23 protein-coding genes are annotated in these 22,181 nt (G+C 45.4%); 11 read left to right on the top strand and 12 right to left on the bottom strand.

Annotated features, from left to right (window positions below; translation table 11 throughout):
* Nucleotides 1-49: 49 nt before the first annotated feature.
* Complete coding sequence (gene aqpZ, locus AC6I8U_RS11100; RefSeq protein ID WP_498016892.1) at nucleotides 50-745, bottom strand: aquaporin Z; 696 nt, start codon at nucleotides 743-745, stop codon at nucleotides 50-52.
* 125 nt (nucleotides 746-870) lie between these two features.
* Nucleotides 871-1,119, bottom strand: coding sequence for a YkgJ family cysteine cluster protein (locus AC6I8U_RS11095; protein WP_042474554.1), 249 nt, complete (start codon nucleotides 1,117-1,119; stop codon nucleotides 871-873).
* Nucleotides 1,120-1,256: 137 nt separating this feature from the next.
* Between AC6I8U_RS11095 and AC6I8U_RS11090 the strand changes: the two genes are divergently transcribed.
* The gene (locus tag AC6I8U_RS11090; RefSeq protein ID WP_498016891.1) at nucleotides 1,257-1,694 is read left to right on the top strand and encodes a YcgN family cysteine cluster protein; all 438 of its coding nucleotides are present in this window, start codon (nucleotides 1,257-1,259) and stop codon (nucleotides 1,692-1,694) included.
* Between the two features lie 65 nt (nucleotides 1,695-1,759).
* Here the strand turns inward: AC6I8U_RS11090 and AC6I8U_RS11085 are convergent, their stop codons facing one another.
* The 6 genes from AC6I8U_RS11085 to gap all read right to left on the bottom strand — a co-directional run bounded on the left by AC6I8U_RS11085 (nucleotide 1,760) and on the right by gap (nucleotide 8,261).
* Complete coding sequence (locus tag AC6I8U_RS11085) at nucleotides 1,760-3,634, bottom strand: BCCT family transporter (protein ID WP_498016890.1); 1,875 nt, start codon at nucleotides 3,632-3,634, stop codon at nucleotides 1,760-1,762.
* Between the two features lie 90 nt (nucleotides 3,635-3,724).
* Nucleotides 3,725-4,099: a hypothetical protein gene (locus AC6I8U_RS11080; protein ID WP_234494122.1), complete on the bottom strand. Its 375-nt coding sequence runs from the start codon at nucleotides 4,097-4,099 to the stop codon at nucleotides 3,725-3,727.
* 159 nt (nucleotides 4,100-4,258) lie between these two features.
* Nucleotides 4,259-5,239 (bottom strand): ChaN family lipoprotein, encoded by a 981-nt coding sequence (locus AC6I8U_RS11075; RefSeq protein ID WP_498016889.1) that lies wholly within the window; start codon nucleotides 5,237-5,239, stop codon nucleotides 4,259-4,261.
* A 105-nt stretch (nucleotides 5,240-5,344) separates the two neighbouring features.
* Nucleotides 5,345-6,154 (bottom strand): 23S rRNA (guanine(745)-N(1))-methyltransferase, encoded by an 810-nt coding sequence (rlmA, locus tag AC6I8U_RS11070; protein WP_234494120.1) that lies wholly within the window; start codon nucleotides 6,152-6,154, stop codon nucleotides 5,345-5,347.
* A gap of 88 nt (nucleotides 6,155-6,242) precedes the next feature.
* Nucleotides 6,243-7,127 (bottom strand): D-hexose-6-phosphate mutarotase, encoded by an 885-nt coding sequence (locus tag AC6I8U_RS11065; protein ID WP_498016888.1) that lies wholly within the window; start codon nucleotides 7,125-7,127, stop codon nucleotides 6,243-6,245.
* A gap of 138 nt (nucleotides 7,128-7,265) precedes the next feature.
* Nucleotides 7,266-8,261: a type I glyceraldehyde-3-phosphate dehydrogenase gene (gene gap / locus AC6I8U_RS11060; protein WP_008080593.1), complete on the bottom strand. Its 996-nt coding sequence runs from the start codon at nucleotides 8,259-8,261 to the stop codon at nucleotides 7,266-7,268.
* A 338-nt stretch (nucleotides 8,262-8,599) separates the two neighbouring features.
* Between gap and msrB the strand changes: the two genes are divergently transcribed.
* Nucleotides 8,600-9,022, top strand: coding sequence for a peptide-methionine (R)-S-oxide reductase MsrB (gene msrB / locus AC6I8U_RS11055; protein WP_042474324.1), 423 nt, complete (start codon nucleotides 8,600-8,602; stop codon nucleotides 9,020-9,022).
* A gap of 204 nt (nucleotides 9,023-9,226) precedes the next feature.
* Nucleotides 9,227-9,796: a hypothetical protein gene (locus AC6I8U_RS11050; protein ID WP_234494118.1), complete on the top strand. Its 570-nt coding sequence runs from the start codon at nucleotides 9,227-9,229 to the stop codon at nucleotides 9,794-9,796.
* A gap of 90 nt (nucleotides 9,797-9,886) precedes the next feature.
* Here the strand turns inward: AC6I8U_RS11050 and AC6I8U_RS11045 are convergent, their stop codons facing one another.
* Entirely contained in the window at nucleotides 9,887-10,927 is a 1,041-nt protein-coding gene (locus AC6I8U_RS11045; RefSeq protein ID WP_498016887.1) for a polysaccharide lyase family 7 protein, read from the bottom strand.
* 301 nt (nucleotides 10,928-11,228) lie between these two features.
* Here AC6I8U_RS11045 and cmk point away from each other — a divergent pair, with 301 nt between their 5' ends.
* The 6 genes from cmk to pyrF all read left to right on the top strand — a co-directional run bounded on the left by cmk (nucleotide 11,229) and on the right by pyrF (nucleotide 16,650).
* A complete protein-coding gene (cmk, locus tag AC6I8U_RS11040) occupies nucleotides 11,229-11,909 on the top strand; it encodes a (d)CMP kinase (RefSeq protein WP_042474328.1) in 681 nt (226 codons plus the stop codon).
* Nucleotides 11,910-12,028: 119 nt separating this feature from the next.
* The gene (rpsA, locus tag AC6I8U_RS11035) at nucleotides 12,029-13,699 is read left to right on the top strand and encodes a 30S ribosomal protein S1 (RefSeq protein WP_234494116.1); all 1,671 of its coding nucleotides are present in this window, start codon (nucleotides 12,029-12,031) and stop codon (nucleotides 13,697-13,699) included.
* Between the two features lie 195 nt (nucleotides 13,700-13,894).
* Nucleotides 13,895-14,179 carry an integration host factor subunit beta gene (gene ihfB, locus AC6I8U_RS11030; RefSeq protein ID WP_042474330.1) on the top strand — a complete coding sequence of 95 codons (285 nt, stop codon included), beginning with the start codon at nucleotides 13,895-13,897 and terminating at the stop codon, nucleotides 14,177-14,179.
* Nucleotides 14,180-14,398: 219 nt separating this feature from the next.
* Nucleotides 14,399-14,680, top strand: a complete 282-nt coding sequence (locus AC6I8U_RS11025; RefSeq protein WP_498016886.1) for a LapA family protein — start codon at nucleotides 14,399-14,401, stop codon at nucleotides 14,678-14,680.
* A gap of 31 nt (nucleotides 14,681-14,711) precedes the next feature.
* Entirely contained in the window at nucleotides 14,712-15,881 is a 1,170-nt protein-coding gene (gene lapB, locus AC6I8U_RS11020) for a lipopolysaccharide assembly protein LapB (protein WP_498016885.1), read from the top strand.
* Between the two features lie 73 nt (nucleotides 15,882-15,954).
* Nucleotides 15,955-16,650 carry an orotidine-5'-phosphate decarboxylase gene (gene pyrF, locus AC6I8U_RS11015; RefSeq protein ID WP_128649861.1) on the top strand — a complete coding sequence of 232 codons (696 nt, stop codon included), beginning with the start codon at nucleotides 15,955-15,957 and terminating at the stop codon, nucleotides 16,648-16,650.
* 47 nt (nucleotides 16,651-16,697) lie between these two features.
* On the opposite strand, the gene miaE is transcribed toward pyrF, so the two are convergent.
* Both miaE and AC6I8U_RS11005 read right to left on the bottom strand, forming a co-directional pair.
* Nucleotides 16,698-17,468 (bottom strand): tRNA isopentenyl-2-thiomethyl-A-37 hydroxylase MiaE, encoded by a 771-nt coding sequence (gene miaE / locus AC6I8U_RS11010; RefSeq protein ID WP_252014656.1) that lies wholly within the window; start codon nucleotides 17,466-17,468, stop codon nucleotides 16,698-16,700.
* A gap of 57 nt (nucleotides 17,469-17,525) precedes the next feature.
* The gene (locus AC6I8U_RS11005; protein WP_128649862.1) at nucleotides 17,526-18,287 is read right to left on the bottom strand and encodes a DNA repair protein; all 762 of its coding nucleotides are present in this window, start codon (nucleotides 18,285-18,287) and stop codon (nucleotides 17,526-17,528) included.
* 284 nt (nucleotides 18,288-18,571) lie between these two features.
* Between AC6I8U_RS11005 and cysB the strand changes: the two genes are divergently transcribed.
* Together cysB and AC6I8U_RS10995 are read left to right on the top strand one after the other, a co-directional pair.
* Nucleotides 18,572-19,546 (top strand): HTH-type transcriptional regulator CysB, encoded by a 975-nt coding sequence (gene cysB, locus AC6I8U_RS11000; RefSeq protein WP_042474341.1) that lies wholly within the window; start codon nucleotides 18,572-18,574, stop codon nucleotides 19,544-19,546.
* Nucleotides 19,547-19,626: 80 nt separating this feature from the next.
* Nucleotides 19,627-20,835 carry a methyltransferase gene (locus AC6I8U_RS10995; protein ID WP_498016884.1) on the top strand — a complete coding sequence of 403 codons (1,209 nt, stop codon included), beginning with the start codon at nucleotides 19,627-19,629 and terminating at the stop codon, nucleotides 20,833-20,835.
* Nucleotides 20,836-20,903: 68 nt separating this feature from the next.
* Here the strand turns inward: AC6I8U_RS10995 and ald are convergent, their stop codons facing one another.
* Nucleotides 20,904-22,028, bottom strand: coding sequence for an alanine dehydrogenase (gene ald / locus AC6I8U_RS10990; RefSeq protein ID WP_042474344.1), 1,125 nt, complete (start codon nucleotides 22,026-22,028; stop codon nucleotides 20,904-20,906).
* Nucleotides 22,029-22,181 lie beyond the last annotated feature (153 nt).

The raw sequence follows: 22,181 nt of genomic DNA, 5'->3' as shown, positions 1-22,181 counted from the left end.
GGCGCGATAACATCGCGCCTTTTTTGATCGTTCTCTTAAGCGACAAACCTTATTCGCTATTGCTACCAATCAGAGATCTATAAATCCAAGCTCCGATAACAGCACCAATAATAGGCGCGACCCAGAATAGCCATAACTGAGCGACTGCCCAGTCGCCAACGTACAGTGCGACGCCAGTACTTCTTGCAGGGTTAACAGATGTATTAGTGACAGGAATACTGATTAAGTGGATAAGCGTCAAACAAAGACCGATAGCAATAGGCGCAAAACCTTCCGGTGCGCGCTTATCTGTTGAGCCCATAATGACAATTAGGAACATGGCTGTCATTACGATCTCTGTCACTAGAGCTGCGGTTAACGAATATTGACCTGGAGAATGGTCACTATAGCCATTGGATGCAAAACCCGAGCTAACAGCGTCAAATCCAGCCTGGCCAGAAGCGATAACGTAAAGGATGCCACCGGCAAGTACGCCGCCGATCACTTGAGCAATGATATAGGGAACTAGTTCTTTAGCGTCAAATCGCCCACCTGCCCACAAACCAATACTGACTGCGGGATTGAGGTGACACCCAGAAATATGACCAATGGCGAAGGCCATGGTAAGTACGGTTAAGCCAAATGCGAGGGATACTCCGAGCAATCCGATGCCGACATCGGGAAATGCTGCGGCTAAGACAGCGGACCCACAGCCGCCTAAAACAAGCCAAAACGTACCAAACAACTCCGCCAAATATTTATTCATATCAGACACCTTATTTGTCAACGTGGTTTACATGACAATAGTTCATATAAGCAGAAGCGCTAGTGTTTGAGACGAAATTGTACCGAGTTAGTAAGTACTTATATAACCCTTTGTCGGCCTACTGGTTAGGTTAGGCGTTCTAGCTCGAGGATGTTTTCCAACGCTTTGGCGTTATTATCGCCACAAACGTCGGGGCAGGCTTTGAAGTTGTGACAGACTTTCGGGCGCTCTGGCTTTCCAAACAACTTACACAGATTTCGATCATCTAGCTGAATGCAACGCACCCCGCTTGGTTTGCCATTTGGCATACCTGGTATAGGCGAAGAAATACTCGGAGCGATACAACATGCCCCACAACCTAAACGACAATCCATCATTACACCCTCTATCTTGAAGGCGGCGAGTTTACCAGATGCGCTAGAATTGTACATATGTGAATCATGCATCAGTACTTGCAGTTTTTAGCCTCTAGAGGTATAAAACGCCTCCAACTAAGAAAAGGGTAACACGAATGAGCAATGCGTTTTGGGAAACCACGCCACTTGAAGAAATGAGCGAATCACAATGGGAATCTCTCTGTGATGGCTGCGGCAAATGTTGCCTGCATAAACTCATGGATGAAGACAGTGATGAAGTGTATTACACCAACGTTGCTTGTAGCTGGCTAAACAGCAAAACCTGCTCATGCAAAGACTACCCAAATCGTTTTCAATCTGGTGAAGAGTGTCTTAAGTTAACTCGCGACAAAATTAGTGAGTTCAACTGGCTGCCAGAGACTTGCTCTTATCGCTTGCTCTCGGAAGGAAAACCCATCCCAGAGTGGCATCCGCTAATTACTGGCTCTAAGTCAGCGATGCATGCTGCCGGTGAGAGTGTTCGCAACAAAGTGGTGTACGAGATAGATGTGGTGGACTGGGAAGACCACATGATCAACCATCCTTCGCGTTAATTTCCCTAGAAGTTTAAAAAAGCAGGTCTGACTAGACCTGCTTTTTTGTTATCAGACAACCGTGCTTAGGCTTCGGCACATATCTCGGTAAAGCGAGAACGAGCTTCTTGCGCGGCCAGTGAAGATTGCTCTTTTTGGTCTTGCGCTTCGCTAAGTGCCTGCAATGCACTTTCAAGTTCTTGTTGTAGGTGATCAGGAGTCGCTTTGCTCTCGTCTGTAGAGTGCTCTAACGCATACGCACGAATGCGCTTTTTCACCTTGAATAGGGCTTGCATAGCTTCTCTCTCCGCATCAGCTGCCATTTGAGCAACGTCGCGGCACTTTTCAAAGTTTGCTAGCGCTACCCCTTCATGCGACCAAGGGTCGAACTCAGGGAGATCTTCGATGTTGATGGTGGGTTCAACATAATCTTCTTGATGACGGATATCGAGCGTCGTTGCTTTCACTGCTGAGATCATCAGCATGACGGCAATGCCAAGTAATGGCAGACCACCAACGATAGCAGCAGTTTGCAGCGTGCTTAGTCCACCTAAGAACATAAGAACAGCGGGCATAAAGCTGAGCGTGAACGCCCAGAACAAACGGTTCCAGCGCATTGGCTCTTGGGTAACATCCTTTTGCACTACTGACGCTAAGATGTAAGAAATAGAGTCGAAAGTAGTCGCAGTAAAGATGATACATAGCATGGTAAACAATAAAATGATGAACCATGAGAATGGCAGTTCTGACAACATCGAGAAGATGGCTTTTGTCGCGCCATGTTCATTTAGGATACCGACGATATCAAGTTGCCCTGATAGCTGTAGCGATAAGCCGTAGTTACCTAAGATGATAAAGAATAGGAAGCAGCCGCTAGATCCAAAGAACAGCGAACCTGCGACCATCTGTTTGATGGTTCTGCCACGCGAGATGCGAGCAACGAATAGCCCCATACTTGGTGCAAATACGAGCCACCATGCCCAATAGAAAATAGTCCAATCTTGTGGGAAGTGACTATCGTCGAAGCTGCCGTAGCCGCCAAATGGTTCGGCCCATGTCGCCATAACAAAGAAGTTCGACATCATTCGACCGATTGAATCTAAGCCTGTCTCCAAAATGAAGATTGTTGGACCAAGCAGCAAGACAATGGCAAGTAATAGCATCGCGCCCCAGAAGTTGATGTTACTGAGGATCTTGATGCCTTTTTCCATGCCTGCGAATGACGAGTAAGCAAAGATAGCTGTACATACGGCGAGAACACCGATTTGAGTGTAAGTGTTTTGAGGTAAGCCAAATAGAACGCTCAACCCTTCACTGATTAGCGGTGCTGCTAAACCTAGTGTTGTTGCTGCACCACCAAGAAGACCGAAGATAAACAGTACATCGATGAGCTTGCCCACAGCGCCAAACGTGTGTTTCTCACCAATCACAGGGATAAGGGCACTCGAAACCTTAAGTGCAGGCTGCTTGCGAACATAAAAGAAGTAGGCAATAGGCAATGCAGGAATAAGGTAGATAGCCCAAGCGATAGGACCCCAGTGGAAAATGCCGTAGGTCGCAGCCCAGCGAATGGCTTCCTCACTGCCTGGTTCTAATTGAAACGGTGGCGATTGGTAATAATATGCCCACTCAATACAGCCCCAGTACAGTATGCTGGCCCCAATGCCGCCGCAAAATAACATTGCAGCCCAAGAAGAGGTTTTGAACTCCGGTGCTTCGTCAGGGTCTCCCAGTTTGATTTGGCCGATGTCGCTAAAAATGATGAATACCATAAAGAAGAGAGCAGCGAGACCAAGTGCCAAATATAGGAACCCAAACTTATCCGTCATAATAAGCTTGGCTTGCGCAATAAGGTGTGCGCCTTGTTCAGGAAAGACTATCAGCGGAATGATGACAGCGAGCAGTAATGCGATAGCACCGAAAAAAGTGGGCTTATCGATAAGTTTAAAGTAACGGTCCATAGGATCACATTCGAGTTAAAGAAAGGTTATTATCTTTTGACTCGAAGTGATCGCTCAAATCGCTTTATTTGTCGTCAGGACAAAGGATAGTTAAGCGAGTGCGAGGATCAATGCACCGATGGTAACAGCAGCGGAAGCGTATTGCCCAAGTGAGTATGAGGTATCTTCTTGCTCTTTTAGGTCATCGGGATGATCCATGCCTAAAGCTCCGTGAGCAAAGGATTGGACGGATTTACCCATACCTTCCTCTTCTTTCGCGTTCGCTTTCTCATTCGATGCCGTTTTTTGTTCAGCTTTTGCTTCTTGCTCTAAAAGCGCCTTTGCCTGAGGAGAGATGGATACACTGTCGCCTTGTTTCACCGGCAAAGTGTTGCCACTTGTTTCTGCAGTTACAAGGTTAGACGTCAACGCTTTATTACCGAGCGACTGAGTCTGAGTTGGCAGGTTAGAATTGACGCTTTGCATAGCTATCTCCATTAGCGTTATCAATTACTATGTCGTCATTGATGGCAAAAACTTTATAAAAATTTCTCTGTGTGAGACATAGAACTGGTTAATGAAAGTTAGCTAAGCAATTAACAAGCCAATTGAATGGCTTGTTAATCTAAAAACACAAAACTGTGCTTAGTCACACGTTAGTGTGTCGTTGCGTTTGTGTAATCCTTGATATGCCTTCATACGGTTTTCTTGTTTTACAAAACGCACTGGTGGCTCAAGGACATGGAGCTGATAATCGGTTGAATCATCTAACACGCTGGTTACCGGTGAGATGACAACGACGTTGATTTCAGGGTTTAGCGACTGGATCTGAGCGGCAGTACCTAGCCCCTGTTCGATGTGAAACTTGCCCGCTACATGGAGTACTTGGCTGTTGTTGTGTTGGTTTAGGTAATTAACGATACTCTCTGCCATTGTGGCATCCCAAGTGAGTTGTGCAGCGTACTGTCTTTCTGTTTGTGCCTTGTCGCCATGGTGCATTGAGGCCATAAACTTGTCTTTGTAAGGCGATGGCGACGTGTCAATTTTTGTCGCTACATATGCTCGTTGTGCGCCGTCAAGCTTGTCGAGGTAGTCCAAGCCTTGTCTGCCAATACAGCGAACGATGGGCTTAGGAGCATTACTTGCAATAATAGGTAGGTCGGCTTGTTTAGCGAGCTCTACAAGCGAGCGATAATCACTCTCGTAGTTTGGCCAACCGCCACCTTGTTTAATCAGCGTCTGTTCGCCGATCTCGGAAGCTAAGTACTCGTCGACAACGTTTTGATTATCTCGGGTGAACTGCTCCATAGAGAGAGCAAGACTGTCGTTTTCAAATACCAGAGCTTTTAGTAAGTCAGTTTGAAAACGGTGAATACCACTGTGAGTGTGCCACTCGCCAACCAGAATAACGTCCGCTTCTAAAAGCTCTGAAGGCAGACTATCGAGGTTCAGCGCTTCGCCGGATGGTGTATAAAGTTGATAGTCGTAAAACGACCTCAGAGGGGTATTCTGTTCTATTGAGGAGCCCTCGGTAAAAGAGGGTTGAGACGCTGATTCCTGAGGCGCATTTGATGAGGTACACCCAACGAGTAAAGTCAGTACAAGGGCAAGAGGGTAAGCTTTCATAATCGTTCTCTATATAGAAAAATAGCCTTCATAGGAAGGCTATCTTGGAACTGATATGGTAATGGAGATTACGCTTTATCTCAATGCAATTGATAACCAATATCATTACATTTTGCGGTATGCTCGTACCATGAAGTCTGCTCGACAGTCGAAATGATCGGCTTTGCTGAGACTCTCTCTAAGTTCTTGATTCGCTTTCCATGCAAATGGCGTCATCTGTAACAAATCATACGCTTGTTCGCCACTAAGGTTCATGTTGTAGTCTAGTTTGCTTTCCGATACTAATTCAAATCCTTCGATCTCTTCAGCAGATTCGTCGTGTAGGCGCACATCAGAGTAGATGAGTTCGCGCAACTCATACAGGTGGTGGCTACCCGGAGTCACAGTCAACATAATACCGCCAGTCTCGATACAGCGTTGAAGCTCTTCGTGCTTACAGGGTGCATAGATTCGAATAACGGCGGCTAAGCTAGCGTCAGAAAACGGTAGCTTGTGGCTAGAAGCAACGCAAAAGTTAACCTTGCTGTAGCGCTTAGCACCATATCGAATGGCGACCTTAGAGATATCTAGACCATAAAAGCTTAGGTCTTCGCCTAGTACATCGGCAAAATAGCTGGTGTAATACCCTTCGCCACAACCGATATCGAGCACTGTGCCTTTGTTAGCGTTAAGAGTCGATTTCAGAGTGTCCGTCACCTTATCTCGCATCGGTGCGTAAAAATCGTGCGCCAGAAAGGTACGCCTTGCCTGCATCATCTCTTTGTTATCACCTGGATCTTTCGAACGCTTGTGTTGGACTGGCATCAGATTGACATAGCCTTCTTTTGCTTTGTCGAACTGGTGATTGTTGCTGCAGCGATAGCTTCTATCGTCAAGAGTGAGCGGTTGCTGACAGAGAGGACATTGATAGGACATAGGTTAGACTCGACGAAAATTTTCGTAAGTCTAACCATATCAAGGGTGGGAAGCAATTCAGTCTGCGAATAACTTCCTTTTATAGGGATTATTTAGCGGCAATATGAGTAATAAGCTGGTGGCTTTCACCCGGTGCTAGCTCTTTCCCTTCTTCTAACGAGTTAGCGTGCAGGGTCGACTCAATACAGAACATAGATAAGTAACCGTCATTGTTCATGTCGCCCATTGATTCTGCGCCTGATTTCCAAGGGTTCCAAAGCACGGCAGAGTTTGCACCTTCGTTTTTCACTGACAGTTTGCGGTTCCAAGCATTGTCATGAAGTACGATTTCACTCTCTGGTGCTGTGTATACGCGGTCGACAGTATCGGTAAGAGTGAGTACTTCTTGGTCTTCGCACAGTTTGCTATCGAGAAGGCTATCGACGTAAGTCGTGCCCATTCCAGTGACTTCCATTTGATGGATGTCGCCAAGGTTTAGGTAAGTATGAAGGGCTCCAGAGAAACGCCATGGTGTGCTATCTGTGTTGGTGACATCTAGGGTTACTTTCAGCGTTTCTGACACTTCAACATTGAGGACGAGCTGAAACTTATGCGGCCAGATTTCACGACTAGATTCGTTATCGGTCAAGCCAATGCTAACAATCACGCCATTGTCGCTTTCACGGTGTTCAATCAGCTCCCAAGTACTGTTGCGAGCGAAGCCATGTGCGGGTGCGGCGATGCGACCGAACCACGGCCAGCAAACTGGGATCCCGCCACGTAAGGCTGCTTTGTTGTCATAAACAGCGTCTTTGCTCATCCAAATAAGGTCTTCTTGGCCTTCTGGCTTGAACGAAACAACATGACCACCATGCAGAGAAATAGCAGCTGACGCTTTTGGGTGAAGAACGCGAACCATTTTGTTGTCGCCAAGCTGTGCGATGGTGACGTAATCAGAGAGAACGGTTAGGGTAGGTAATACAGACAAATCCATAGTGTAACTTCCTAGGTTAAGTCTCTGGTTCCTAGGGAGAGGGGATAGCTCCCAGGTGTCGATTGGACCCAGAAACAGATACTAAAAAGGCGACCCCAAGAGTCGCCTTTATTACAAATATTCAGCTAAAAGCTTACATTACTTAGAGATGTGAGCGATTAGGTCTAGAACTTTGTTTGAGTAACCGATTTCGTTGTCGTACCAAGATACAACTTTAACGAAGTTGTCAGTTAGAGCGATACCAGCTTTAGCATCGAATACTGAAGTTTGAACTTCACCGATGAAGTCTTGAGAAACAACTTGGTCTTCAGTGTAACCTAGAACACCTTTTAGAGAACCTTCAGATGCTGCTTTCATAGCTGCACAGATAGCTTCGTAAGATGCACCGTTCTTAAGGTTAACAGTTAGGTCAACTACAGAAACGTTAGCAGTTGGTACGCGGAAAGCCATACCAGTTAGTTTGCCGTTTAGTTCTGGAAGAACAACGCCTACAGCTTTAGCAGCACCAGTTGAAGATGGGATGATGTTCTGAGAAGCACCACGACCACCGCGCCAGTCTTTAGCAGAAGGACCGTCTACAGTTTTTTGAGTTGCTGTAGTAGCGTGAACTGTAGTCATAAGACCAGATTCGATACCGAACTCGTCGTTAAGAACTTTAGCGATAGGCGCTAGACAGTTAGTAGTACAAGAAGCGTTAGAAACGATGTCTTGACCAGCGTAAGTGTCTTGGTTAACGCCCATTACGAACATTGGAGTAGCGTCTTTAGAAGGACCAGTTAGTACAACTTTTTTCGCGCCAGCAGTGATGTGCTTACGTGCAGTCTCGTCAGTTAGGAAAAGACCAGTCGCTTCAGCAACAACGTCAACGTCGATTGCGTCCCATTTTAGGTCTTCTGGGTTGCGCTCTGCAGTTACACGTACAGTTTTGCCGTTAACGATTAGGTTACCGCCTTCAACTTCAACAGTACCGTTGAAACGGCCGTGAGTTGAATCGTACTTAAGCATGTATGCCATGTACTCAACGTCGATTAGATCGTTAATACCTACTACTTCGATGTCGTTGCGCTCTTGCGCTGCACGAAATACGAAACGACCGATACGGCCAAAACCGTTAATACCTACTTTGATAGTCATTATAGTTGCTCCACAACTTAATTTCTGTTTAAAGATAACTGGTAGTAAAATTACAGAATCCAGTCACTAACTTCAATAGATAATCGGAATTAATTTGTCTAAAGTCAAAAAAAAGTGTCGCTTTTCTTAACATTCGGTATTAAATGACGTTTTTTTGAACTTAGGTCGTGACTCTGTAATGATTTGCTTTATGTATTTAACCTTGTGGACAAGGTGAGTTAACATGTTAGACACACTTGAGTGGGTAATTGACAACAATGTGCTACAACCAAGTTTATTACACGTATTAAGTGTGCGCTGATTAAAATGTAGACAATAAAAAAGAGGGTGTAAAGGAGATGACTGGGGAAAACAAAAATAGAGCCAAGCCAGATGAATACTGGCGTGAGACCCTAACAGAAGAGCAATACCGAGTATGTCGACAGCAAGGCACGGAAGCCCCTTTTACTGGTACATTGCTTCATAACAAAGACACTGGACTGTACCACTGCACATGCTGTGAGGCACCACTATTTAACTCAGACAACAAGTACGACTCCGGCTGCGGGTGGCCTAGCTTCGACGCGCCTATCAACGAGTCTGCCATTCGTTATTTGGATGATACAAGTCACGGTATGGTGCGTGTAGAAATACGATGTAGCGCATGTGACAGTCACTTAGGGCACGTATTTGAGGACGGACCACAGACAACAGGACAGCGTTTTTGTGTGAATTCAGTGTCGTTAATTTTCAACAAAAGTAATACAAACTCTTCTATTTAGATTAAGCCTGTATCATTCTTTCATTTCTTCGTCTTTATATAGGGTGGTGTATTGCCACCCTTATTACGTTACATCTAATATCAATTTTGCCCAGTTTTTGCTCTGTGATGACATTGCAACTGTCACAGTTCATAAAATGCGCGGCCAACTATGACAATGCTCCGTATTGATATTCGAGAGCAGCAAACACAAGAAAGCGATGATATGAAAAATAGAATCCGTCACATTGCGACGTTAGCAATGTTTACTTTGACTTCTACCTTTGCGCTAGCGAATACAACAGCGGGCGGTGAGGAACAGTGGCAGATAGTTGAAGAAGACCAAAACAGCTCATCAACGACTGCATCAACGTCGACGAGCAGCAATCAAGCTGCACCGAAGCAAACTTCTAGCTCGAAGCCGGCTTCTCGTTCGTCTTCACGTAGTAGCTCAAACTCCGGGTTTAAAATTGGTATGGGTCTGGATCAAGGTCTGAGTATTGTTGGTCAAATTAACAATACAGTGAACTTTGCCATCGGCAACGACGGTATTGCCGCTGATTACATCTTTAGCCGCGGAAGCTTTAGTGGTGATGTACCGTTTAACTGGTACGCAGGTGTCGGTGGTCAAATCCAGCGCTCAGATAAGTTTGGACCGCGAGTTGCTCTGGGCGTTGAACTCCCATTTGCCAAAAACTGGGACGGTTACGCCCAGCTAACACCAAATTTGATGTTTGATAATAGCGATTTGAAACTTGGCATTGGTGCAGGTATCGGTGTTCGATACAGTTTCTAAGCGATACTTGCTTCTTATATATAGAAGATAAAAGAAAGGGAGCTCAATAGGTTATTGAGCTCCCTTTGTAATTTTATGAATCAGAATCTTTTACTGGTTTAGTTCTAGCTGATAGAAACTTGCTTGAACATAGTCGCCCGCTTCCATACCACGCCATTCACAACCTGAGCTAGATTTCTTGGTGTTACATTGATTGTAAGCACCTGCTTTAAAATACATCCAGTCGTCGCCGTAGCCTTGGTCGACCTCATGACCTTGGTAGTTACCAGCTTTAAGATCAATGTCGTACGTCTTGGTGATCTCTTTGTCTTTACCTGGATTTTTGGTAAAGGTTAGGTGCATGATGTCACCTTCTACATTGACACTGTAAGAGAAGATCTCTCCTAGCTTGATGCCGTCTTGAGGATCTTGCGAACCTTGGCGCAGATTGTGTTTACCAAACACATCATGACGAATATCTTTTCTTAGCTTTTTGCCGTTTTCATCTTTGGCGTTTTGTAGGTCTTTGGTTGGGTTTAGTTCATAGTTCCAAGCTAAAGAACCGTATTCATGCTCCGGAAGTTTGCGATATACGATTTTTAACGGTTCATTTTTAGAGCCGTGGATCTGACCAATTACGACACCAAACGCGCCGTTCTTTTTGTAGTTACCGCTGACGCTGACTTGATCAACAGAAAGTGTTGCTTTTAGTTCACCACCAATCGCACCGTATTCAGAGGCATTTGGGTGAGATGCAATAACGAAGTTATTGCTTGGCGCACCATAATCCGTACCGAGCATCGCGCGCAGTTCGCTTCGAGTGTTTTTACTGTTAGGGGTGGTAGGTGCATCGTTCGGTGCTACAAAGACCACCGCGCCAGATTCTTTATCGGTATAGAACCATTCTGGATGAACATAAGGCGTCTTCGTATCGCCAAGCTGCTCTTTTGCAATCTCGAGTGTTTTACCCTTACGTGGTCCTTCTGTCGTCAAAACCGGCAGATTGATCTTCCAGTTGGTCATGTCGAAGTTTTGTGCAGGTGCTTTGCTTGGGTCTAATTGGTATTGGGTAGCAAGCTCAGAACCTGTCGCTGCAACAGCAGAACCGGCAACGATGCTGGCAGCAAGTAACGTAAAGTGAAATGCTTTCATTGTGTATTCCTTCAGTAAGCAATCATTAATAGGCAGTGATAACGATGCTACTATAATATTGTATTACAATATTGTGACCTAGACGGAATAATCGTTATTTGAGTGTTTAAACGACGAAAGTGAGGTTTAATTTGTGATTGAGCCAACAGTTCATTTTGCTCCATCTTGTTCGCCACGAAAAAACCGCCCCCAAAGAAAATGGTAACTTTACGCTATTGGGTATATAATTCTGCGCCGTAAAATTAAGAACAATAATAAGTCGGTTGTTAAAAATTCGGCTTGTAACAACGTGGAGTAGAACATGTCCTTAAACTCACCAGTGATTACTGTGGATGGACCAAGTGGTGCTGGCAAAGGCACACTGTGTATGTTGTTGGCTGACAAATTAGGCTTTCACTTGCTGGATTCCGGGGCTATTTACCGCGTTTTGGCGCTAGCTGCTATTCACCATGGTGTTGATCTAGAGTCGGAGGATGCACTCGTTCCTTTGGCTATGCATTTAGACGTTCAGTTTGTCGCTGAGGGTGACCTTGTTAAGGTCATTCTAGAAGGCGAAGATGTATCTGGTGAACTTCGTAAAGAAGAGACAGGTAATGCAGCATCAAAAATCGCGGCTCTACCACGAGTAAGAGAAGCGTTATTGCGTCGTCAACGTGCGTTTAATATTGAACCAGGATTGGTTGCCGACGGTCGTGATATGGGTACAGTTGTGTTCCCTGAGGCACCCGTAAAAATCTTCTTAGATGCAAGTGCAGAAGAAAGAGCGCAAAGGCGCTTTAAGCAGTTGCAACTAAAGGGTTTAGATGTTAGATTTGACGACCTTTTGAGCGAGATCGAAGAGCGAGACTACCGAGATCGTAACCGAGCGGTTGCACCTCTCCGTCCTGCTGATGACGCTCTAGTGCTAGATTCAACCTCGCTAAACATCGAGCAAGTGTTGGAAAAAGCGCTACAATATATCGAATCTAAACTCACTAAGTAGCCTTTAATAGGCAACGCTTGGTGGGCTTTGAACCGTTGGTCGCAAGGATGATGACCGACTAAATTATCAACCCCATGAGGTAGGATACCCATGGACGTTTACTTATTGAAGATTAAATAATGACTGAATCTTTTGCTCAACTCTTTGAAGAGTTTCTAAACGAAACAGAATTCCAACAAGGCAGCATCGTTAAAGGTACTGTAGTAGCTATCGAGAACGGTTTCGTTCTTGTTGACGCTGGTCTTAAGTCTGAGTCTGCTATCCCTGCTGAACAGTTCAAGAACGCTGCTGGCGAACTTGAAGTTGAAATCGGCGCTGAAGTAGACGTTGCTCTAGACGCTGTTGAAGACGGTTTCGGTGAGACTCAACTTTCTCGTGAGAAAGCGAAGCGTCACGAAGCTTGGATCGTTCTTGAGAAAGCTTACGAAGAAGCTGAAACTGTTGTTGGTATCATCAACGGTAAAGTTAAAGGCGGTTTCACTGTTGAACTAAACGGTATCCGTGCTTTCCTTCCTGGTTCTCTTGTTGACGTACGTCCAATCCGTGACACTGCTCACCTAGAAAACAAAGAGCTAGAGTTCAAAGTTATCAAGCTAGACCAGAAGCGTAACAACGTAGTTGTTTCTCGTCGTGCTGTTATCGAATCTGAAAACAGTGTTGAGCGTGACGAACTTCTTGAGACTCTACAAGAAGGTACTGAAGTTAAAGGTATCGTTAAGAACCTTACTGACTACGGTGCATTCGTTGACCTTGGCGGTGTTGATGGTCTTCTACACATCACTGACATGGCGTGGAAGCGCGTTAAGCACCCATCTGAGATCGTTAACGTTGGTGACGAGATCCTAGTTAAAGTTCTTAAGTTCGACCGTGAGCGTACTCGCGTATCACTAGGTCTTAAGCAGCTAGGTGAAGATCCATGGGTAGCAATCGCTAAGCGTTACCCAGAAGGTCACAAGCTAACTGGTCGCGTAACTAACCTAACTGACTACGGCTGCTTCGTTGAAATCGAAGAAGGCGTTGAAGGTCTAGTACACGTTTCTGAAATGGATTGGACTAACAAGAACATCCACCCATCTAAAGTTGTTAATGTTGGCGACGAAGTTGAGGTTATGGTTCTTGATATCGACGAAGAACGTCGTCGTATCTCTCTAGGTCTGAAACAGTGTAAAGCTAACCCATGGCAGTCATTCGCAGAAATGCAAGCTAAGGGCGACAAAGTTACTGGTAAGATCAAGTCTATCACTGACTTTGGTATCTTCATCGGTCTAGAAGGCGGCATCGACGGTCTAGTTCACCTATCTGACATTTCTTGGAATGTTGCTGGTGAAGAAGCAGTTCGTGAGTACAAGAAAGGTGACGAGATCTCTGCAGTTGTTCTAGCTGTAGACGCTGAGCGTGAGCGTATCTCTCTAGGCGTTAAGCAAATGGAAAATGACCCATTCAATGCTTACGTTGCAGACACTAAGAAAGGTGCTCTAGTAAACGGTACTGTTACTGCAGTTGACGCTAAAGGTGCTACTATCGAACTAGAAGAAGGTGTAGAAGGCTACATCCGTGCTTCTGAAGTATCACGTGACCGCGTTGAAGATGCGTCTCTAATCCTAAGCGTTGGCGACAGCGTTGAAGCGAAGTTCACAGGTGTTGACCGTAAGAACCGCGTAATCAACCTATCTGTTAAAGCTAAGGACGAAGCTGAAGAGCAAGAAGCAATGGCTTCACTGAACAAGCAAGAAGAAGGCGCGTTCGGTAATGCTATGGCTGACGCATTCAAAGCTGCTAAAGGCGAATAATTTACGCCATTAGTGAAAAAGGAGCCGTAAGGCTCCTTTTTTTTGTTTTTATCTTTTGGAATTTTGGACTATTATCAATTTATACAGGCAGTTAGTGCACTGTTGATGTAAAATGTTAATAAGCCGCTGTCCGCTGAAGTACGAGACACCGAAGATAGAGACAATAAAGATAAAGAGTAACGAGGGTACCTACCTATGACTAAGTCTGAACTGATAGAAAGACTCTGCGCGGAGCAAACTCACTTATCCGCAAAGGAAATTGAAGATGCGGTAAAAGATATTCTAGAACATATGGCGTCAACACTGGAAGGTGGCGACCGTATTGAGATCCGTGGTTTTGGTAGTTTCTCACTTCACTACCGTGAGCCTCGTGTTGGTCGTAATCCAAAAACGGGCGATAAGGTTGAGCTGGATGGAAAGTACGTTCCTCACTTCAAGCCTGGTAAAGAATTGCGCGAGAGAGTGAACGAAAGTCTGTAGATACTCTTATCTGAATGAAACGGCATACTTTTTTAGTGTGCCGTTTTGCGTTTGAGTAGCAGGTAGTAGGGAAGTTGATTACAACTCAGGCGAAGTGCTTTGAGGTTAGTCTAGATACTCTAAATTTGTCATGGTTTCTCAAGATTATTGCCAGAGACCATGGTGCGCAGAGGCAAATTCCTGCATAATCGACCTATCCAATAACTATGGCAAGAGCATATGAAAATCATAAAAATAATCCTACTCATCGCTTTATTCCTGGTGACGTTGGCACTAGGCTCTCAAAACCAAGAAGTAGTAAACTTTAATTACCTTCTTGCGCAAGGCGATTTCCATCTATCAACGTTGCTTGGCAGTGTTTTTGTCGTCGGCTTCGTCATTGCTTGGATAATATTCGGCAGTTTGCACCTAAAATCTCAATTGACGGTACGTAAGCTGAAAAAACAGTTGGCTAAGCAAACACCAACTGAATCAAAAGAAGTCACAACGACTAACAGCTAACAAGAGAAAAGGGTTAAGGTCTATATAATCAATGCTTGAGCTACTATTCTTGCTTTTGCCAATTGCTGCAGCCTATGGATGGTACATGGGCCAGCGAAGCGTAAAGCATGATCGACAAGAGCAATCGCATCAGATTTCTCGTCAGTACATGACGGGCCTTAACCTATTGCTTTCAGACCAATCAGATAAAGCGGTTGATCATTTCATTGAACTCCTTCAAGTCGATGATGAAACGATTGATACCCACCTTGCACTCGGTAACTTGTTCCGCTCTCGTGGCGAAGTTGACCGAGCCATCCGCATCCACCAAAACCTCATTTCGCGCTCTGGCTTGACAATCGATCAGAAGAACTTAGCTTTGCAGCAGCTCGCAAAGGACTATATGGTCTCTGGCTTTTTAGACCGAGCGGAAAAAATCTTTGTCCAACTCGTTGATGAACCTGAGCACAGAGAAGCCGCTCTGACTCAGCTATTAGCTATCTATCAACAGACGAGTGAATGGAACAAAGCCATAGAAGTCGCGAACGCTCTATTGAAAATGGGAAAGAAGCGCATCAAAAACAACATTGCGCATTTTTGGTGTGAGCTCGCCATGATCGAGAAAGCGGACGGTAATACCAATAAAGCCGTGCAGCACTTCAAGAAAGCATTGTCTGTCGACCCTCGATGTACTAGAGCAAGTATTTCCCTGGGCAAACTCTGTCTTGAAGACGAAGATTACGCGAAAACGGTGACCTACTTAGAGTCGGTGTTGGAACAAGATAAAGACTTCATTAGTGAAGTGCTACCAACCCTAGCCGAGTGTTATCATCATTTGGGTCAAGAGCAGGGGTTGGTTGAGTTTCTTAAAGCGAGTATAGAGAAAGGTGCGGGTGTTTCAGCTGAGCTAATGCTAGCCCAACTTGTCGCACAACACGAGGGTACAGAGGCCGCTCAGGCGCTACTCACGAGGCAGTTAGTCCGAAGCCCGACAATGAAGGGCTTTTACCGCCTGATGGATTATCATTTGGCCAATGCCGAAGAGGGGCGAGCTAAAGACAGTTTGACCACACTTCAGTCTCTAGTGGGCGAGCAACTTAAAACCAAGCCGCATTATCGATGCCGTAAATGTGGTTTTTCGACCCATTCACTATATTGGCATTGTCCTTCATGCAAAGGATGGGGTACGATCAAGCCCATTCGAGGACTAGACGGAGAGTAATGGTCTCTGTCCGCAAAGAATTCTAATGCAGCACTTTTAGTGCTGCTTTTTTTAAGCAAAACGAGGAGCGAAAATGATTGACCAAAAAGTGATTGTTGCACTGGACTATGATAACCAAGCCGATGCATTAGCTTTTGTCGATAGAATTGACCCAAGCTCTTGCCGACTAAAAGTGGGCAAAGAGATGTTCACACTATTTGGTCCTGAGTTCGTTCGAGAACTACACAAACGTGGTTTCTCTGTGTTTCTAGATCTAAAGTTTCATGATATCCCGAACACATGTTCAAAAGCAGTTCGCGCAGCGGCAGAGATGGGTGTTTGGATGGTAAACGTACACGCAGGTGGCGGTGAACGTATGATGACTGCGTCTCGCGAGATCCTTGAGCCTTACGGTAAAGATCGTCCACTACTAATCGGTGTGACCGTTTTAACCAGTATGGAACAATCAGACCTAGCGGGTATTGGTATTGATGTCGCACCACAAGAGCAGGTACTGCGTCTTGCGAACCTGACGAAAAACTCAGGTCTAGATGGTGTTGTTTGTTCTGCTCAAGAGTCGAGCATGTTAAAAGCGGATCTTGGTCAAGAGTTTAAGTTGGTAACACCGGGTATTCGTCCGGCGGGTGCAGCGGTCGGTGATCAAAAACGCATTATGACACCAGATATGGCAATCAAAGCGGGCTCTGATTACCTTGTTATTGGTCGTCCAATTACTCAAGCGGCTGATCCTGCTCAAGTGTTGGCAGACATCAATGCGTCGTTGAACTAAGCCTTCATTGATGTAGAAAGCCAGTGTTTCTGACATTGGCTTTTTGATCATGCTGGTATCCCGCTATGGAACTTAAAGTCGTCATCTCGCGAAGAGATTAACTCCGCTTCAACTTTTCCGAAAAACGCCACTCGCTCGCTGATATCGCCTCCCGCAACTTGCTCCGCGAGTGTGAGGTAGTCTTGATAGTGACGCGCCTCAGAGCGCAGCAGTGAGACGTAGAACTTAGAGATATCATCGTCCATAAAAGGCGCCAGTTTTGCGAAACGCTCACATGAGCGCGCTTCGATGTAGGCGCCGATAATCAGTTTATCTATAAGCGTGTTGGGCTCGTAGGTTTTCATGTGGGAAAGTAGGCCTTTTGCATAGCGTCCTGCGGGGATAGGCTCGTACGGAACGCCTTTCTTTTCCATAATCTCGAGGACTTGATAAAAATGGTGCAGTTCTTCTTTGATCAAAAGAACCATCTTATCGATCAGATCTTGGCTGTATGGTGAATCTGACTTAGCAATGATCGATTTCGAGATGTTGCTTTTACCTTTCAGGCTATCCATATTACCAATGCGACGATACGCAAAATTTTCATAAGGCGTAAACCACTCAAATAGCGTAGATGCGCTCTCTTTATCTACGGCGTACTTGCGAATCAAATACATGGCGGATTGACCCGCTTTAAGCTCACACAATAAGTGGTCGATAAGAATAACGGGTAGGTTTTCTGGACGTTTGGCTTCTTCAACCCACTCATCAGGGGTTGAGCACTGAAGAAAGCTGTTGATAGGCGCTAAGATAGCGTCGATTTGAGACTGACTGATCATGAGGTTTGTTTTCATTTTGCTAATTAAAAAGGGCCGCAACTGCGACCCTTAAAAATTTTACCACTTTTTCTTTTCGCCAAACAGGGCATTGATATCGTCATCCCGCTCACTGTTTGCTTGCTGCTGTTTCTCTTCTGCCTTCGCTTGACGAGAATTTTGCAGCTTGTCGAGCATTTCGGTCAGTTTCTCTTTGGCTTGTATCGAGTAGTTGTCATTTTTAGAACTTAACGCATCAATACCTTTCTTCAGAAGCTGTGCTGCTGTGCCCGGCTGTCCTTTTGCCATCGAGTCATGGGCGCGTTTTACGACGTTCTCGATATTGATTCGGATCTGAATAGTCTCTAATCGAGCGTTCTCAACCATGTATGACTGAGTATCCATGCGACCTTTGTTATGTTCGGTACGAACGGTATCACGCAGGCGTTTAACCAGTTTCAACATGATGATCGCTTGTTTGTCGCTGGTAGGGACCTTAAATGACGTCGCTTCGTTGCCTTCGTAGTTCTCTTGAAGCTGCTGAATCTGTGTCTTTGCCGCTTCGACGCGTTGGGCTAGGTGCTTATTTTTAGGGTCGAGTTCATGCATGTTTACGACCGAATCAAGGATACGATTGTGCAGGCATAGCATGAGTTCTTTACTGTACGGCAAGTAACTTGCTCCGCTGATCAGCTCTTCCGTTGCGTCGATCAATGCGACATAACGAGCAGACTCTTGGCGCCTTGTTGCTTCAGCTTTGAGCTTGTATTGCAGCATAATGTTGTAGCCCAAGATAAGGACCAACAGAAGTGCTACAAGCGCAATAATTAAACCGATATTCATAACGTTTTGTATCTACAATGAGTTTCCCTACAATTCGATGAATCAGGATACACCAAAGGTAACGGTATCAACACTGCAAAGTTGTTGAATTGGTCATTATCTAATTAAATTGGGACATCTTTCTCTATTGGAGTGAGAGGTTGAGCAATTCCTGCGCGAAAAAACTGTTAATCTTTCTAGGAATTCGTTATAACTAATAATTATATGCTTGTGTTGGGCTCTTGGTTAAGACACCAGTTGCGTTATGAGCTTAGCGAGATTTAAACAAGGATGATTAGAAGCAGATGAAGTTACAGCAGTTAAAATACATTGTCGAAGTAGTGAACCACAATCTAAATGTGTCGGCCACTGCTGAAAGCCTCTACACGTCTCAACCTGGTATCAGTAAGCAAGTGCGTTTACTGGAAGATGAGTTGGGCATCCAAATTTTCGAGCGAAGCGGGAAACATCTTACGCAGGTGACTTCTGCCGGGGAAGACATTGTTCGCATCTCCCAAGAGATCTTATCACGTGTCGAAAGTATTAAGGCGGTTGCGGGTGAGCATACTCATCCTGAGATGGGCACATTGAATATCTCAACAACGCATACTCAAGCTCGTTATGCCTTACCAGAGGTCATCAAAGGCTTTACTGCTCGTTATCCAAAAGTGTCGCTACACATGCACCAAGGCACACCGTCGCAGATGTCTGAAGCGATTGCTAAGGGGACGGCGAACTTTGCGATTGCAACCGAGGCGCTGCACTTGTACCAAGACGCCATCATGCTGCCTTGTTACCACTGGAACCGCTCTATTGTCGTGCCAAAAGATCACCCGCTGGCGCGCAAGGCAGAGGTTACGATAGAAGACCTAGCCGCGTATTCTTTGGTTACCTACGTCTTCGGCTTTACAGGTCGTTCAGAATTGGATACTGCCTTTAATAAGGTTGGGCTGACGCCAAAAGTGGTTTTCACTGCGACAGATGCGGATGTTATCAAAACCTATGTTCGTATGGGCATTGGTGTGGGTGTTATTGCTAGTATGGCGATGGATGACGCTCAAGATACGGATCTTGTTGCGATTGATGCAAGCCACATCTTTGGTGCGAGTACAACCAGCATTGGTTTCAGAAAGGGAACCTTCTTGCGCTCTTACATGTATGACTTCATGGAACGTTTCGCACCGCATTTAACGAGGCCAGTCGTCGAACAAGCTATTTCTTTGAAATCGAATGTAGAAATTGAAGAAATGTTCAAGGACATCGACCTGCCAGTACGTTAGTACAAAACACTTTCGTTATCGCATACTTCCTTCTAGAATCGGGGCGAGTCATTACACGCACCATCAATCAGGGGGAAGGTATGCGTCAGCAGTTTACGCATCTCACATCATTCTTACGTCGGTATCAGGGGTACTGGCGCCATGATCCCTTCCTTCAAGTCACCTCTGGCGAGATTTCGTGGTCCGCGCTTAATCCAGAATTGGAGCAGTGGATACAACAGCTTTCTTCAAAGCAAACACTTGAATACAAATCTTCGCTTGAGTTTTGCCTCAAAGAACTTGAGTGCTTTTTCCCTGGTTTAGAGGCTACTCATCAATCCATTACTTTGATGCCGTTAAAGTCAGGCGATGATTTAGAGCTACCGCGAGGTCTTGATGCGGGTATACCGGGTCGTAAGCTCACCCAAATACAACAGATGACCAAAGCGTGTCTTCATGGTCATCAGGGCAGTGAGTGGCTTGAGTGGTGCTCGGGAAAGGGCTTTTTAGGCAGACTACTTTCGTCTCAATCTAATCAACATGTAACCAGTTTCGAATTTCAGCATTCATTGTGTGAATCTGGACAGCGCGACGCCGATAAGCTTGGCTTGCCCATGAAATTTGTACAAGGTGACGCCTTTGATGAAGCCGCTGCCGAAGTATTTAATGATAAGCAGCATGCTGTTGCGCTTCACGCATGTGGGGACCTACACGTTACCTTAATCGAGCACACCGTTGAGCAGCAGCTTCCTGCAGTCACATTGTCACCGTGTTGTTATCACTTGGTGAGAGGGGAGCATTACTCTCCATTGTCCTATGAAGGTAAACGGGCAGGGCTCGAACTCAGCAAACATGAGTTAAGGATCCCACTTCAGGAAACGGTGACGGGTGGCGAGCGTGTCAAACGTCATCGAGAGCAAGAGATGAGTTACCGATTAGGGTTTGACGCTCTGTGTAAAGAGCTCGGACTCTCAGTTGAGTATCTGCCTGTCCCAAGTATCAAAAAATCGCAGTTAGCGTCAGGATTCAAAGCCTTTTGTTTGTGGGCGGGCGAGAAGAAGTCTTTTACTATTCCTGAGGTGGATTTTGAGAGATTTGAAAAGATTGGGGAAGAGAGGTTTTGGGCTATGGAGGCATTGAGTCTGGTGCAAGGTGTCTTCAGACGACCGCTCGAGGTTTGGCTCGCTATGGATAAAGCACTCTATCTAGAGTCAAAAGGCTATCAGGTTACTCTATCAACGTTTTGCGAGGTGGAAACCACCCCGAGGAACATACTGATCCATGCGGCTAGAAGCACTAACCAGAAGTAGCAGCCTGAAACAACAGCTAACAAAAAACGGGCCTAAAGCCCGTTTTTTAGTATGAATGTTCGATTGAACTAGTTAAACATAGCGATAGCTGTCGCGGGTTCAACGTATTCAAGATCGAAGCTTTCAGCCACTTCTTTACACGTCACCTTACCGTGGATAACGTTCAGACCATCCAAGAAGCCTTTATCTTCAGTCAGAGCTTGTTGGTAGCCTTTGTTCGCTAGCTTGATAATATAAGGTAGCGTCGCGTTGTTTAGTGCAAATGTTGAAGTGCGAGCAACCGCACCTGGCATGTTGGCAACACAGTAGTGAACCACATCATCAACAATGTAGGTTGGTTCTGCGTGCGTTGTAGCGTGAGAGGTTTCGAAGCAACCGCCTTGGTCGATGGCAACGTCAACGACTGCAGCACCTGGCTTCATCTTAGCAATATGCTCTTTCGTCACTAGTTTAGGTGCAGCAGCACCTGGGACTAAAACAGCACCAATAACAAGATCTGCTTCTAGAACATGCTTCTCAAGTGCATCTTCTGTAGAATAAACGACTTTTGCGCGACCCTGGAATTCTTCGTCCAAAACGCGTAATGTATCAATATTGCGGTCGAGGATTGTGACGTCTGCACGCATACCAACAGCCATGCGAGCAGCGTTAGAGCCAACTACACCGCCACCAACGACGACGACTTTCGCCGGTTCAACACCAGGTACACCACCTAGTAGTAGACCGCGTCCACCATTGGACTTTTCGAGTGTTTGTGCACCAGCCTGTATAGACATTCGCCCAGCGACCTCTGACATTGGTGCTAGTAGTGGCAAACGACCCATATTATCTGTTACAGTCTCATAGGCAATGCAGACAGCTTTGCTTTTGATTAGCTCTTCAGTTTGTGGAAAATCTGGTGCTAGATGGAGATACGTGAATAAAATTTGTCCTTCACGTAGCATAGCACGCTCGACAGCTTGGGGTTCTTTGACCTTTACAATCATCTCTGCTTTCGCGAAGACGTCTGCAGCGGTAGGAAGAATGGATGCGCCTACAGCGATGTAATCATCGTCTGAAAAACCGATACCTGTGCCAGCGTTAGTTTCAACGTAAACTTCATGGCCGTGTGAGATTAACTCTCTAACGCTTGCCGGGACCATACCAACACGGTACTCATGGTTTTTGATCTCTTTAGGTACGCCAATTATCATCCTGACTCCTCATTATAATGTGGTTGTATTAACTGTTTTTAGGGTGTTATTGTCGAATTAATATCTAGTATAGAAGCTAATGAACAAAATTTGATACTGTATATTACAGAGTTGTAGTATATTTTTTTGCAAGGAAGTAACAAGGTGGAATAA

It is taken from the genome of Vibrio sp. KUL80 (genome assembly GCF_059725495.1).
Note: the sequence above shows the minus strand (reverse complement) of the source record. Positions and strands in the feature narration are given on the sequence as shown.

Coding starts and splice junctions, on each gene's coding strand:
- AC6I8U_RS11005 (WP_128649862.1), bottom strand. CDS start 18,287: ATGAATATCGGTTTAATTATTGCGCTTGTAGCACTTCTGTTGGTCCTT.
- miaE (WP_252014656.1), bottom strand. CDS start 17,468: ATGATCAGTCAGTCTCAAATCGACGCTATCTTAGCGCCTATCAACAGC.
- AC6I8U_RS10995 (WP_498016884.1), top strand. CDS start 19,627: ATGCGTCAGCAGTTTACGCATCTCACATCATTCTTACGTCGGTATCAG.
- AC6I8U_RS11085 (WP_498016890.1), bottom strand. CDS start 3,634: ATGGACCGTTACTTTAAACTTATCGATAAGCCCACTTTTTTCGGTGCT.
- gap (WP_008080593.1), bottom strand. CDS start 8,261: ATGACTATCAAAGTAGGTATTAACGGTTTTGGCCGTATCGGTCGTTTC.
- pyrF (WP_128649861.1), top strand. CDS start 15,955: ATGATTGACCAAAAAGTGATTGTTGCACTGGACTATGATAACCAAGCC.
- AC6I8U_RS11080 (WP_234494122.1), bottom strand. CDS start 4,099: ATGCAAAGCGTCAATTCTAACCTGCCAACTCAGACTCAGTCGCTCGGT.
- AC6I8U_RS11075 (WP_498016889.1), bottom strand. CDS start 5,239: ATGAAAGCTTACCCTCTTGCCCTTGTACTGACTTTACTCGTTGGGTGT.
- ihfB (WP_042474330.1), top strand. CDS start 13,895: ATGACTAAGTCTGAACTGATAGAAAGACTCTGCGCGGAGCAAACTCAC.
- aqpZ (WP_498016892.1), bottom strand. CDS start 745: ATGAATAAATATTTGGCGGAGTTGTTTGGTACGTTTTGGCTTGTTTTA.
- lapB (WP_498016885.1), top strand. CDS start 14,712: ATGCTTGAGCTACTATTCTTGCTTTTGCCAATTGCTGCAGCCTATGGA.
- cmk (WP_042474328.1), top strand. CDS start 11,229: ATGTCCTTAAACTCACCAGTGATTACTGTGGATGGACCAAGTGGTGCT.
- AC6I8U_RS11090 (WP_498016891.1), top strand. CDS start 1,257: ATGAGCAATGCGTTTTGGGAAACCACGCCACTTGAAGAAATGAGCGAA.
- AC6I8U_RS11045 (WP_498016887.1), bottom strand. CDS start 10,927: ATGAAAGCATTTCACTTTACGTTACTTGCTGCCAGCATCGTTGCCGGT.
- cysB (WP_042474341.1), top strand. CDS start 18,572: ATGAAGTTACAGCAGTTAAAATACATTGTCGAAGTAGTGAACCACAAT.
- rpsA (WP_234494116.1), top strand. CDS start 12,029: ATGACTGAATCTTTTGCTCAACTCTTTGAAGAGTTTCTAAACGAAACA.
- AC6I8U_RS11095 (WP_042474554.1), bottom strand. CDS start 1,119: ATGGATTGTCGTTTAGGTTGTGGGGCATGTTGTATCGCTCCGAGTATT.
- AC6I8U_RS11050 (WP_234494118.1), top strand. CDS start 9,227: ATGAAAAATAGAATCCGTCACATTGCGACGTTAGCAATGTTTACTTTG.
- msrB (WP_042474324.1), top strand. CDS start 8,600: ATGACTGGGGAAAACAAAAATAGAGCCAAGCCAGATGAATACTGGCGT.
- AC6I8U_RS11025 (WP_498016886.1), top strand. CDS start 14,399: ATGAAAATCATAAAAATAATCCTACTCATCGCTTTATTCCTGGTGACG.
- ald (WP_042474344.1), bottom strand. CDS start 22,028: ATGATAATTGGCGTACCTAAAGAGATCAAAAACCATGAGTACCGTGTT.
- AC6I8U_RS11065 (WP_498016888.1), bottom strand. CDS start 7,127: ATGGATTTGTCTGTATTACCTACCCTAACCGTTCTCTCTGATTACGTC.
- rlmA (WP_234494120.1), bottom strand. CDS start 6,154: ATGTCCTATCAATGTCCTCTCTGTCAGCAACCGCTCACTCTTGACGAT.